Here is a 12525-nt window from a genome sequence, read left to right on the forward strand (position 1 = left end):
ATGATCCGCCGCCGTCACTATAGAACTGTCTGACGGACACTTCTATGTTGATGCCGTGCACCATCAGACAACGCAACGAGAACAATCATCGACAAACCCTTGAGCAAATATCCGTACCCCATTCCGAGCCGTGAAGAGATTCTCGGCGTGCTGCGTACGAGCGATGCGCCGCTGGCCGCCAACGACATCGCCGAAGCACTGTCGATCAAGCGTCAGGAGCGCGAAGGGTTCTTCCGGCGCGTCGCCGCGATGGAGCGCGACGGCCAGATCCGGCTCGACAAGCGCGGGCATTACCAGCTCACCCATCCGTCGAACTTCGTCGCCGGTCGCGTGCAGGGCCATCGCGACGGCTACGGCTTCGTGATCCGCGACGACGGCCAGGACGACCTGTTCCTGCCGAACGGCGAAATGCAGAAGGTCATGCACAACGACCGCGTGCTGGCGCGGATCGTCGGTTACGACCGACGCGGCCGGCCCGAAGGGCATGTCGTCGAGGTGACCGAGCGCGCCAACAAGCGCGTGATCGGCCGCCTGCTCAACGAGAACGGCGCGCTGATCGTCGCGCCCGAAGACAAGCGCATCGGCCATGACATCCTGATCACGCAGAACGTGAAGAAGGCGAAGGTCGGGCAGGTCGTCGTGGTCGAGCTGACCGATTTCCCGAGCCGCCATTCGCAGCCGCTCGGGCGCGTCGTCGAGGTGCTCGGCGACATCGACGATCCGGGCATGGAGATCGAGATCGCGGTGCGCAAGTACGGCGTGCCGCACGAGTTCAGCCAGCCGGCGCTCGACGATGCCGCCGCGCTGCCGGACAAGGTGCGGCCGACCGACCTGCGCTTCCGGGTCGACCTGCGCGACGTGCCGCTCGTGACGATCGACGGCGAGGACGCGCGCGACTTCGACGATGCGGTCTACTGCGAGCCGGTCAAGGTCGGCCGCGGCGACGGCTTCCGCCTGATCGTCGCGATCGCCGACGTGTCGCACTACGTGCAGCCGGGCAGCGGGCTCGACGCCGACGCGCTCGAACGCAGCACGTCGGTCTACTTCCCGCGCCGCGTGATCCCGATGCTGCCGGAGAAGCTGTCGAACGGCCTGTGCTCGCTGAATCCGCAGGTCGACCGCTGCGTGCTCGCGTGCGACATCGTGATCACCTCGCGCGGCGAGATCAAGGCGTACCAGTTCTATCCGGCCGTCATCCATTCGGCCGCGCGCCTGACCTATACGGAAGTCGCGGCGGTGCTGGCGAACACGAAAGGGCCGGAGGCCGCGCGCCGGGCGGAGCTGCTGCCGCACCTGCAGAACCTGTACGGCGTCTACAAGGCGCTGTTCGCCGCGCGCCAGAAGCGCGGCGCGATCGACTTCGACACGACCGAGACGTATATCGTCTGCAACGCGCAGGGCAAGATCGAGCAGATCGTGCCGCGCCAGCGCAACGACGCGCACAAGCTGATCGAGGAGTGCATGCTGGCGGCGAACGTCTGCGCCGCCGACTTCCTGAAGCGCAACAAGCATCCGGGCCTGTACCGCGTGCATGCGGGGCCGACGCCCGAGAAGCTCGAGAACCTGCGCGCGTTCCTGCGCGGCATGGGGCTGACGCTCGGCGGCGGCGACAAGCCGCATGCGAGCGACTACGCCGCGCTGATGGCGCAGATCCGCGACCGGCCCGACGCGCAGATGCTGCAGCCGATGCTGCTGCGCTCGATGCAGCAGGCCGTGTACAGCCCGGACAACATCGGCCACTTCGGTCTCGCCTACGAAGCCTATGCGCACTTCACGAGCCCGATTCGCCGCTATCCGGACCTGCTCACGCACCGCGCGATCTACGCGATCCTGTCGGGCAAGAAGTACGTGCCGAAGGCGCCGGACGGCTTCGAGCTGAACACCGCGCTGTCGCCGCGCGCACGCGCGATGCAGCAGGCCGACGACGAGGCGCGCAGCCGCACGCGTACCAACACCGCGATCTGGGAAGAACTCGGCCTGCACTGCTCGGCGAACGAGCGGCGCGCGGACGAGGCGTCGCGCGACGTCGAGGCCTGGCTCAAGTGCTACTTCATGCGCGACAAGCTCGGCGAGGAATACGGCGGGATGGTGAACGGCGTCACGTCGTTCGGCATCTTCGTGCAGCTCGACACGCTGTTCATCGAAGGGCTCGTGCACGTCACGGAGCTCGGCTCGGATTACTTCCAGTACGACGAGATCAAGAACGAACTGCGCGGCGAGCGCACGGGCATCCGCTATCGGCTGTCGGACCGGGTCCGCGTGCAGGTGAGCCGCGTCGATCTCGATGCGCGCAAGATCGACTTCCGTCTCGTGCGCGACACGCCGGTGAAGGCGCCGCGTCCGCCGGCCGCGCCCGCCGCAGCCGGCGCCGAGCGCGGCAACGGCCCGCGTGTGCGTGCGCTGCCGGCAGCCGAAGAGGCCGCGCCGCGCCGCAAGAAGGCCGCCAGCGCGCCGAGCGTCGCCGTGAAGGAAGCGCGCGCCGCACGCGCCGCCGCGAAGAAGAAGGGCGGCGCGCCGGCGAAGCCGACCGCGAAGAAAACGCACGCGCGCAAGAAGTATTGAGCGTTCGGGGCGGCACGCCCCGCAGTATCGAGAGACGCCGCGTGGCCGGTCACGAGCCGGCCGCGCGGCGCTTTCCTTTTCCATGGACCGCGGTTGCGCGCATTGCGCGGCCGCACGTTTGATCGAAGGTTGTTCCAGTCATGTCACGTCTGAAGGTTCTTTACGGTTTTCATGCGGTGACCGCACGCTTGCGGCACGACGCATCGACGGTTGCGGAGGTGCTGTACGACCAGACGCGCCGCGACCGCCGCATGCAGGAGTTCCTGCATGCCGCGAAAGAAGCGGGCGTGCGGCTGATCGCGGCCGACGAGACGCGCCTGTGGGGACTCGCGCATACCGAGCGCCACCAGGGTGTGGTCGCGCGCGTCGAGGACATTCCGCTCGCGCAGAACCTGTCCGAGCTGCTCGACGGCATCAACGGTCCGGCGCTGCTGCTCGTGCTCGACGGCGTCACCGATCCGCACAACCTCGGCGCGTGCCTGCGCGTGGCCGATGCGGCCGGCGCGCACGCGGTGATCGCGCCGCGCGATCGTGCGGTCGGTCTCAACGCAACCGCGGCGAAGGTCGCGAGCGGCGCGGCCGACACCGTGCCGTACATCACCGTGACGAACCTCGCCCGCGCGCTGCGCGAGCTGAAGGACGCCGGCGTGTGGATCATCGGCACCTCGGACGAGGCATCGGCGACGCTGCACGACACGAGGCTCGACGGCCCCGTCGCGATCGTGATGGGCGCCGAAGGCGAGGGGATGCGCCGGCTCACGCGCGATACCTGCGACGAGGTGATGAGCATCCCGATGGCCGGCAGCGTGGAAAGCCTGAACGTATCGGTCGCGAGCGGCGTGTGCCTGTACGAAGCCGTGCGCCAGCGACGCGCGAAGGGCTGACGCGACGCGCGGCGGCCGGCCGGCCCGCAATCATCGTTTCGAAGCCGGCCCGCGCGCCATGTTGCCCGGCGTGGCGAGCGGCTAGAATGACCCGCACGGCGTGCGTCGCGCTTCGTCGCCGCGCGCGGTTCTCTTCGGGTATCGCATCCATGACTCTGTTTCGCGTCGGCGCGTCGTGCGCCGCCCTGTGCCTGCTGGCCGCCTGCACGTCGCCGTCGCTGGTCGAGCGCGGCAGCTACTATGCCGATACGGGCCTGCACGCGCAGGGCGCCGATTCGCGGATCCGCTTTCTCGTGATGCACTACACCGAAAGCGACGAGGCGAAATCGCTGCGGACGCTGACGGGCGACGCGGTCAGCGTGCACTATGTCGTGCCGCCGCAGCCGCGCATCGAGCGCGGGCAGCCGGTGGTCTACCAGCTCGTTCCGGAGGCGCAGCGCGCCTGGCATGCCGGCGTCAGCGAATGGCAGGGCACGACCGAACTGAATGCGGTGTCGATCGGCATCGAGAACGTCAATCGCGGCCCGCTCGATCCGCAGAACCGCACCTGGCAGCCGTATCCGCCGGAACAGGTCGATGCGCTGATCCGCCTGTCGAAGGACATTGTCGCGCGCTACCGCATCCCGCCGACGCGCGTGGTCGGGCACAGCGACATCGCACCGCAACGCAAGATCGATCCGGGCCCGCTGTTCCCGTGGCATGCGCTGGCGCAGGCCGGCGTCGGCGCGTGGCCGGACGACGCGACGGTCGCCGCGCGGCTCGGCGGTCGCGATCCGCATGCGAGCGTCGACGTGCGCGAGTTGCAGCTGAAGCTCGCGCGCTACGGCTACGACGTGCCGACCGACGGCGTGCTCGACACGCGCACGCGGCGCGTGTTCGCCGCGTTCCAGATGCATTTCCGGCCGTCCGACTACGCGGGCAATCCGGATGCCGAAACCGATGCGATCGCGCAGGCGCTGCTCGACAAGTATTTCCCGGGTGCGCAACCGATCGACGGCCCATCCGAAGGCGCGCCCTGAACGCGCGGCCGCCGAAAAAGCACGGGCCGTCATCCGAGTCCGGTAAACTGGCGGCTTTCCGCAATCCCGCAGCATTACGATTCCATGACTCAAGACGAACTCAAACGCCTGGTCGGCCAGGCGGCCGCCGATTATGTGATCCAGAACGTGCCGGAAGGCGCGATCGTCGGCGTCGGCACCGGCTCGACCGCCAACTGCTTCATCGACGCGCTCGCGGCCGTCAAGTCGCGCTATCGCGGCGCCGTGTCGAGTTCCGTCGCGACGACTGAGCGCCTGAAGTCGCACGGCATCAAGGTGTTCGACCTGAACGAGATCGAATCGCTGCAGGTGTACGTCGACGGCGCCGACGAGATCGATGCGAGCGGTGCGATGATCAAGGGCGGCGGCGGCGCGCTGACGCGCGAGAAGATCGTCGCGTCGGTGGCCGACACGTTCGTGTGCATCGCCGACGCCAGCAAGCGCGTGCCGGTGCTCGGCGCGTTCCCGCTGCCGATCGAGGTCGTGCCGATGGCGCGCACGGCGATCGGGCGGCGCGTGACCGCGCTCGGCGGCGTGCCGGTGCTGCGCGTGACGAAGGACGGCGCACCGTACATCACCGACAACGGCAACGAGATCCTCGACGTGAAGGGCCTGCAGATCACCGATCCGCGCGGCCTGGAAGCGCAGGTGAACGGATGGCCCGGCGTCGTGACGGTCGGCCTGTTTGCCGAGCGCGGCGCGAATCTGTGCCTGCTCGGCACGGAAAACGGCGTCGAGACGATCGTTTATTCGGCTGGCTGAAAGAAAGTAAAGCAGTCCGTAGCGGTGCGTAGCACAGCCTAATGGATTGCATGTTTAAATCTTGTGGAAATCGAGGCCCGGCAAGCGCAGCGCGCTTTCCGGGCTTTTTTTGAAGCCTTATAAATTAGCCCGTCTCAAAGAGGGATAACCCTGTCAGGTGTTTACCAGATAGCGCAACGGCCTCGAAATCATCAATTTATAGATCATAAGAACAGTCGTAACCAGGGCCGGCGGAACTGCGAGCAGGTTTTCGCAAATCGACGCACGGGGAGGTGTCATGGAGCAGGGCAAAGACCGGTCACTGGTCGCCAAAGTGATGGATGGGCTTGTCACGGGTATCGTCGAGGACAAGTACGGAGGCATCTTGCCGCCGCAGGACGTGCTATCGAAAGAGTTCGACGTGAGCCGCACGGTAATGCGCGAAGCATTGTCGATGTTGCTTGCGCGCGACATGCTCGACGTGCGTCCGAAGGTCGGCACGCGCGTGCGGCCGATGCGCGACTGGCGCATGATCGACGAAGACGTCGTGAGCTGGCGGTTCCGGGCCAAGCCCGATCCGCAGTTCATGCGCGACGTGATCGAATTCCGGATGCTGATCGAACCGCGCGCGACCGCGCAGGCAGCCGTGCGTGCGACGGCTGCCGACATCGCCGGCATTCGCGAGGCGTTCGATGCATTCAAGGTGCTGCAGCCGGGCGATCAAGGCTACGACACCGCGGACGAGCTGCTGCATACGCGGATCGTCCAGGCGAGCGGCAACCAGTTCTTCCAGCAGATGGCGGCGATCGTGCGCGGCGCGGTGCGTCTCGTGAATCCGCGCGTCGTGCAGAAGGAAGGGGCGCACGACATCGCGGTCACCGCGCATGCACGGGTCGTCGACGCGATCGAGCGCCGCGATCCGCGTGAAGCGGAGGCCGCGTCGCTTGCGCTGATCGATTTCAGCGCCGACGAGATCTCGCGCGATTTCTCCGTCGACGTGCCCGCGCGGGCCTGAGCAGCACGCGTCGTTTGTTCGGCGGCAAGCGAGCCGATCCGGCCAGCCATTCGGCAAGCCGTTTATCATGACGGCCGGCCGGCAATGCGCCGGCCATCGCTCCATGACCGATACGGAAGATCCGGATGAACGACCTCGACACGCGCCCGGTGCGCTTCGGCATCATCGGCGCAGGCAGCATTGCGCGCCGCTTCGCGCAAAGCCTTGCCCACGTCCCGGGCGCGACGCTCGCCGGCGTCTGGGCGCGCCGCGCCGACGCAGCGGCGGCATTCTGCGCCACCTGCGGCGGCACGCCGGCCGCCAGCCTCGACGCGCTTCTCGCGGCCGACCTCGACGCCGTCTACATCGCGACGCTTCATGACAGCCACGCACAGTACGCGCTGGCCGCGCTCGCCGCCGGCAAGGCCGTGCTGTGCGAAAAGCCCGCGACGCTGAACGCCGCGCAGCTCGATACGGTGCTGCGCGCCGCGCGCGATGCCGGGCAGCTGTTCATGGAAGCGATGAAGCCGCCGTTCTTTCCGTTGTACCGCCAGCTGCGCGCGCGGCTGCGCGAGGATCCGATCGGCGAGATCCGGCTCGTGCGTGCGGGCTGCGCATCGTCGTCGGTGCCCGACGACCATTCCGTCTACCGGCTCGATCGCGCGGGCGGCGCGCTGCTCGATATCGGCATCTACGAGGCGTTCCTCGCGGTCGACTGGCTCGGCGCGGCGCTCGACGTGCAGACGCTCGGCCGGCTCGGCGCGACCGGCGTCGACGTGTTCGCGAGCCTGAACAGCCACCATGCGAACGGCGGGATCGCGCAGCTCTTTTGCGGGCTCGACGTGATGGGGCGCGGCGATGCGCTGATTGCGGCGGCGGGCGGCCACGTGACGATCCACGAGAAATGGTGGAATCCGGCGCGCGCGACGATCCGTTATGCGGACGGGCGCACGATCGAGCTCGACGCGCCGTTCGAGGGCGGCGGCCTCAACTACGAAACCGCGCATTTCTGCGAGCTGCTGCGCGCCGGCGAGATCGAAAGCCCGATCGTCACGCACGACCATTCGCGGCAGATGATCGCGATGACCGACGCGGCGCGCGCCGCGCTCGGCGTGCGCTATTCGGGCGAGTGACGGGACAGGGAAGCGCCGGACGCGTGCGCGCGGGCCGGCGCTTGCGGCGGTTCGTTCAGTGCCGCGCCGGCAGCGACAGGCGCTTTTCGTACCAGCGCTGCACCCATTCGAGGATCTGGCAAAGCACCCAGTACACGGCCGCGGCGGCGAGATAGAGCGGCAGCGGCTGGTAGGTCGCCGCGATCATTTCCTGCGCGCTGCGCAGCAGCTCGGTCACGGTGATCACGGAGACGAGCGAAGTGTCCTTGATCAGGCTGATCAGGCTGTTCGACAGGCTCGGCACCGCGATGCGCAGCGCCTGCGGGCCGATCACGTAGCGCAGCGTCTGCCCCCACGACAGCCCGAGGCTGTACGCGGCGAGCCACTGGCCGCGCGCGATGCCGTTGATCGCGCCGCGCATGCTTTCGGACATGTAAGCCGCGACGTTCGCGGACAGCGCGATCACGCCGGCCGGCGTCGGGTCGAGCGAGATGCCGAGACTCGGCAAGCCATAGTAGATGACGAAGATCTGCACGAGCAGCGGCGTGCCGCGCATCAGGCTCACGTACGCGCGCGCGAGCCATGCGAGGGCATTGACCCAGATACGCTCGAAGCCTTCGAGCGCCTCGCTTTGCCGGATGCCCATCATCGCGAGCACGACGGCGCCGAGCAGGCCGAACACCATCGACAGCACGGCGAACTTGACGGTCAGCACGGCACCCTGGGCGAGCACCGGCAGCGATTGGACGAGCAGGGACGTTGTCGACATTGGAATACGAATCGAATGCGTGCGCGAAAGCGCAATCATAAACCGGACGAATAAAACAAAGGGCGGCATCGTTGCGGATGCCGCCCATTCCGGCCCGCCGTCAGGCGGGAAATAGAGGCGTGCTTACTTGATCGGCTTCGTCACGTCGATGCCGAACCACTTGTCCGAGATCTTCGTGAACGTGCCGTCGGCCTCGAGCTGCGTCATCGCGTCGTCGATCGCCTTCTGGAACTGCGGGTTGCCCTTCTTGAACGGGATGCCCGACGGATTCGCGGAGCCGACGTTCGCGCCCGGGCGCAGCGGCAGTTGCGAATTCTTCGTCAGGTACGCGAGCATCAGGCGGTCGTTGAGCGCCGCGTCGAGCCGGCCGGCCGCGAGGTCGCGCAGATACTCGGGTGCGCCCGGATAGGTCTTCACGTCGATGCCGGGAACCGACTTCGCCATGTCCATGTAGTTGGTGCCGAGCGCGACGCCGAGCTTCTTGCCCTTCAGGTCCTCGAGCGACTTGAACTGGCGCGTGTCGTCCTTGCGCTGGATCAGCTGCGCGGTCGAATAGGTGTACGCCGGCGAGAAGTCGAGCGTATGCTTGCGCGCGTCGGTGATGCCGACCTGGTTGACGATCACGTCGAACTTGCCCGCCTGCAGGCCGGCGATGATGCCGCTCCATTCGGTCGTCACGAACTCCGGCTTCACGCCGAGCTTCGCGGCGATGGCCTTCGCGATGTCGACGTCGAAGCCGACGAGTTCGCCCTGCGGGTTCTTCGAGTTGAACGGCGGGAACGTGCCTTCGAGGCCGATGCGCAGCGTACCGCGTTGCTTCACCTGGTCGAGGAGGTCGGCCGCGTGCGCGGTGGCGGCGGCGAACGAGGTACCGATCAGGCCGGCAACCAGCAGCTTCTTGAGCAGCGAAAATTTCATCGTGTGAGCTTCCTTGCCCCGTCGGGGCTCATGATTCTGACGTGGGACCGATCATAGCAAAAATGCAATCGATCTCTAAATATCGTTTGTCTATGTCTATATTACGCGGCGCGGTCGCGGGCAATCGCCTTCACGCATTCGGCGACCAGCGCCGGGCCTTTATAGATGAAGCCGGTGTAGAGCTGGACCAGCGACGCGCCGGCCGCGAGTTTCGCGCGCGCGTCCTCGCCCGAGAAGATGCCGCCGACGCCGATGATCGGTACCGCGCTGCCGACTTCCGCGTGCAGCTTGCGAATCACTTCGTTCGACGCGTCGAACACCGGGCGGCCCGACAGGCCGCCGCCTTCGTCCGCGTGCGGCAGGCCCTGCACGGCGGCGCGCGACAGCGTCGTGTTGGTCGCGATCACCGCCTCGATCTTGTGGCGCAGCAGCGTATCGCCGATTTCCTTGACCTGCTCGTCGTCGAGATCGGGCGCGATCTTCAGCGCGAGCGGCACCAGCTTGCCGTGCAGGTCGGCAAGGCGCTGCTGCTTGTCCTTCAGCGCGGCGAGCAGCGCATCGAGCTCGCCCGCGCCTTGCAGCTGGCGCAGGTTCTTCGTATTCGGCGACGAGATGTTGATCGTCACGTAGCTGGCGAACGGATAGACGCGTTCGAGGCAGTAGAGATAGTCTTCCGCCGCGCGCTCGATCGGCGTGTCGGCGTTCTTGCCGATGTTCAGGCCGAGGACGCCGCGATAGCGGGCCGCCTGGACGTTCTTCACGAACTGGTCGACGCCCTGGTTGTTGAAGCCCATCCGGTTGATCAGCGCTTCCGCCTGCGGCAGCCGGAACATCCGCGGGCGCGGGTTGCCGGGCTGCGGGCGCGGCGTGACGGTGCCGACCTCGATGAAGCCGAAGCCGAGCGCCGCGAGGCCGTCGATCGCCGCGCCGTCCTTGTCGAGGCCGGCCGCGAGGCCGACCGGGTTGCGGAACGTGAGCCCCATCACGGTGCGCGGCGCGTCGGGCACGCGGGCCGACAGCGCGCAGGCAAGGCCCGTGCGGCCGGCCGCGCCGAGCGCGCGCAGCGTGAGGTGGTGAGCGTCTTCCGCATCCATCTTGAACAGGGATGCGCGGGCCAGCGGATAGAGGGAACTGAACACGGGAATTGGGCGGACAGCCGAATGAATGACAACCCGCTATTTTACCGGGAGTTGCGCGGCAGGGGCGCGCATCGGTTCGTCGACGTCGGTCGCGGCGGGGATCGCAACGCGTCTGTGTCGGGCAGGGCGGGCGCGCGGCGCGCAGGCAACGACGCCGCGCCGGCCGCTCAGGACGCGCCGGAATGCCCGCCGGGCAGCGGCGCGCGGGCGAGCGCCGCGTCGACCGGCGGCAGGTCGACGCTTGCCGGATCGAGCAGCTTCCAGCGGCCGTCGATCAGCCCTTCGAGCGGATGGAAGTTTGCCTTGTAGGCCATCTTCGGGCTCTCGCGGATCCAGTAGCCGAGGTACACGTACGGCAGGCCGAGGCTTTTCGCCTGTTCGATCTGCCACAGGATGTTGTAGGTGCCGTAGCTCGTGTGCGGATCGTCGGGTTCGAAGAACGTGTAGACCGACGACAGCCCGTCGCCGAGGATGTCGATCATGCTGACCATGCGCAGCTTGCCGGGCTCGCCGCCCGGCGCGTCGAGGTCGCGGAATTCGACGAGGCGCGAGTTGATCCGGCTCTGCAGCAGGAACTGCTCGTACTGGTCGCGGCTGTCGCGGTCCATGCCGCCGCCCGCGTGGCGCGCGGACTGGTAGCGCATGTACAGCGCGTAATGCTCCTCGTCGTAGTGCAGCGGCGAGACGGTCGCGATCAGCGCACGGTGCCGCTTCCACATCCGGCGCTGCGTGCGCGACGGCGTGAACGACGCGATCGGCACGCGCACCGGCACGCAGGCGCGGCAGCCGTCGCAATACGGACGATAGGTGAACACGCCCGAGCGCCGGAAGCCGGCCTTCACGAGCTCGGTATAGATGTCGGAGTTGATCAGATGGCTCGGCGTCGCGACTTGCGAGCGCGCGATGCGGCCGTCCAGATAGCTGCACGGATAGGGCGCCGTTGCATAGAATTGCAGCGCCGAAAGCGGTGAAAGCGGCAGCTCAGTCGGGTGAGTCATGGGCAGCTCTCGATGCAGGGAAGGAGTGCCGCGCTAGCGCTCGATCCCGGAGGGGGCCGCCGGTTCGGTGCGGGCGGCCGTCAGCGCGGCGAGCACGCGCTTGTCGAACTGCCACGGAATCGGCGGTTCGGCGACCGCGCGGCGCACGTGAGCGACAAAGGCCTTGCGTGCGATTTCGCGGCCGCCGAGCGACGCTAGATGCGACGTATTCTGCTGGCAGTCTATCATCTCCAGCCCCTGCTCGCGAAGGTGGGCGACGAGCGCGGCCAGCGCGATCTTCGACGCGTCGGTGACCTCCGCGTACATCGATTCGCCGAAGAACATCCGCCCGAACGAGACGCCGTACAGGCCGCCGACGCGTCGTCCGTCGTGCCAGGTCTCGATGCTGTGCGCGTTGCCGCTGCGGTACAGCGACGTATACGCGTCGATGATCTCGGCCGTGATCCACGTGCCGCGCTGCCCGCGGCGCGGCGCCTGCGCGCACGCGCGCATCACGCCGGCGAAGTCGTGATCGACGCGCACCTCCCACGCGGGTTCGCGCAACACGCGCTTGAGCGTCTTCTTCAGCGACGGCGACACCTTGAATTCGGCCGGCACGAGGATCATGCGCGGGTCGGGACTCCACCACAGCACCGGCTGGCCGTCCGAATACCACGGGAAGATGCCGCGCAGGTACGCGTCGAAGAGGCGCGAGGGCAGCAGGTCGGCGCTCGCGGCGAGCAGGCCCGGCGCGCCGGTCGCGGGGCCGAGCGCGCGTTCGACGGGCGGAAACGGATCGTCCGGGCCGAGCCAGGGGACCATGGGTGGCGCTCAGCCGTTGCGCAGCGAGCGGAAGATATCGCCGGTATGCACGCCGTAGTCGCCGGCGGCGCGATCGGCGAAGAAGAAGCGCAGGGTCTGGCTGACGGTCGGGAACGCGATCTCGTCCCACGGAATGTCGGCCTCGTCGAACAGCTTCACTTCGAGGCTTTCCTCGCCGGCCTCGAAAGCCGGATCGGTGAGCCGCGCGAGGTAGAACAGATGGACCTGGTGCACGTGCGGCACGTTGAGCAGCGTGAACAGGTTCTGCACCTCCACGCGTGCGCCGGCTTCCTCCAGCGTTTCGCGCGCGGCGGCCTCGGCTGTCGTTTCGCCCATCTCCATGAAACCCGCCGGCAGCGTCCAGAATCCGTAGCGCGGTTCGATCGCGCGGCGGCACAGCAGCACCTGGTCGCCCCAGACCGGGACCGTGCCGACGACGTTGCGCGGGTTCTGGTAATGGATCGTGCCGCAGTGATCGCAGACGAAGCGCTCGCGGTTGTCGCCCTGGGGAATGCGCGCGATAACTTCGTGACCGCAGACGGAGCAGAATTTCATGTCGAGTGGAAGGGA

12 protein-coding genes are annotated in these 12525 nt (G+C 67.5%); 6 read left to right on the top strand and 6 right to left on the bottom strand.

Annotation, left to right across the window (positions count from 1 at the left end):
- The first annotated feature begins 99 nt into the window (after positions 1-99).
- The 6 genes from rnr (at position 100) to WS57_RS26320 (ending at position 7351) form a co-directional block, all read left to right on the top strand.
- Positions 100-2562 (top strand): ribonuclease R, encoded by a 2463-nt coding sequence (rnr, locus tag WS57_RS26295; RefSeq protein WP_059479307.1) that lies wholly within the window; start codon positions 100-102, stop codon positions 2560-2562.
- Between the two features lie 140 nt (positions 2563-2702).
- A complete protein-coding gene (rlmB, locus tag WS57_RS26300) occupies positions 2703-3446 on the top strand; it encodes a 23S rRNA (guanosine(2251)-2'-O)-methyltransferase RlmB (RefSeq protein ID WP_009695827.1) in 744 nt (247 codons plus the stop codon).
- Between the two features lie 149 nt (positions 3447-3595).
- Positions 3596-4465 (top strand): N-acetylmuramoyl-L-alanine amidase, encoded by an 870-nt coding sequence (locus tag WS57_RS26305; protein WP_059514651.1) that lies wholly within the window; start codon positions 3596-3598, stop codon positions 4463-4465.
- A gap of 84 nt (positions 4466-4549) precedes the next feature.
- Positions 4550-5245, top strand: coding sequence for a ribose-5-phosphate isomerase RpiA (gene rpiA / locus WS57_RS26310; protein ID WP_009695829.1), 696 nt, complete (start codon positions 4550-4552; stop codon positions 5243-5245).
- A 277-nt stretch (positions 5246-5522) separates the two neighbouring features.
- Positions 5523-6239, top strand: coding sequence for a FadR/GntR family transcriptional regulator (locus WS57_RS26315; protein WP_040127291.1), 717 nt, complete (start codon positions 5523-5525; stop codon positions 6237-6239).
- Positions 6240-6364: 125 nt separating this feature from the next.
- A complete protein-coding gene (locus tag WS57_RS26320; RefSeq protein ID WP_069245063.1) occupies positions 6365-7351 on the top strand; it encodes a Gfo/Idh/MocA family protein in 987 nt (328 codons plus the stop codon).
- Between the two features lie 55 nt (positions 7352-7406).
- Here the strand turns inward: WS57_RS26320 and WS57_RS26325 are convergent, their stop codons facing one another.
- The 6 genes from WS57_RS26325 to WS57_RS26350 all read right to left on the bottom strand — a co-directional run bounded on the left by WS57_RS26325 (position 7407) and on the right by WS57_RS26350 (position 12510).
- Positions 7407-8099 carry an amino acid ABC transporter permease gene (locus WS57_RS26325; RefSeq protein WP_009695834.1) on the bottom strand — a complete coding sequence of 231 codons (693 nt, stop codon included), beginning with the start codon at positions 8097-8099 and terminating at the stop codon, positions 7407-7409.
- A 123-nt stretch (positions 8100-8222) separates the two neighbouring features.
- On the bottom strand, positions 8223-9017 hold the full coding sequence (locus WS57_RS26330) for a cystine ABC transporter substrate-binding protein (protein ID WP_069245064.1): 795 nt from the start codon (positions 9015-9017) through the stop codon (positions 8223-8225).
- A 101-nt stretch (positions 9018-9118) separates the two neighbouring features.
- The gene (locus WS57_RS26335) at positions 9119-10156 is read right to left on the bottom strand and encodes a quinone-dependent dihydroorotate dehydrogenase (RefSeq protein WP_059601574.1); all 1038 of its coding nucleotides are present in this window, start codon (positions 10154-10156) and stop codon (positions 9119-9121) included.
- Between the two features lie 167 nt (positions 10157-10323).
- A complete protein-coding gene (locus tag WS57_RS26340; RefSeq protein ID WP_059479313.1) occupies positions 10324-11154 on the bottom strand; it encodes an arginyltransferase in 831 nt (276 codons plus the stop codon).
- Positions 11155-11187: 33 nt separating this feature from the next.
- Positions 11188-11955 carry a leucyl/phenylalanyl-tRNA--protein transferase gene (gene aat / locus WS57_RS26345; protein WP_040127298.1) on the bottom strand — a complete coding sequence of 256 codons (768 nt, stop codon included), beginning with the start codon at positions 11953-11955 and terminating at the stop codon, positions 11188-11190.
- 9 nt (positions 11956-11964) lie between these two features.
- On the bottom strand, positions 11965-12510 hold the full coding sequence (locus WS57_RS26350) for an NUDIX hydrolase (RefSeq protein WP_009689768.1): 546 nt from the start codon (positions 12508-12510) through the stop codon (positions 11965-11967).
- Positions 12511-12525: the final 15 nt, after the last annotated feature.

The organism is Burkholderia pseudomultivorans (genome assembly GCF_001718415.1).
Classification (GTDB): domain Bacteria; phylum Pseudomonadota; class Gammaproteobacteria; order Burkholderiales; family Burkholderiaceae; genus Burkholderia; species Burkholderia pseudomultivorans_A.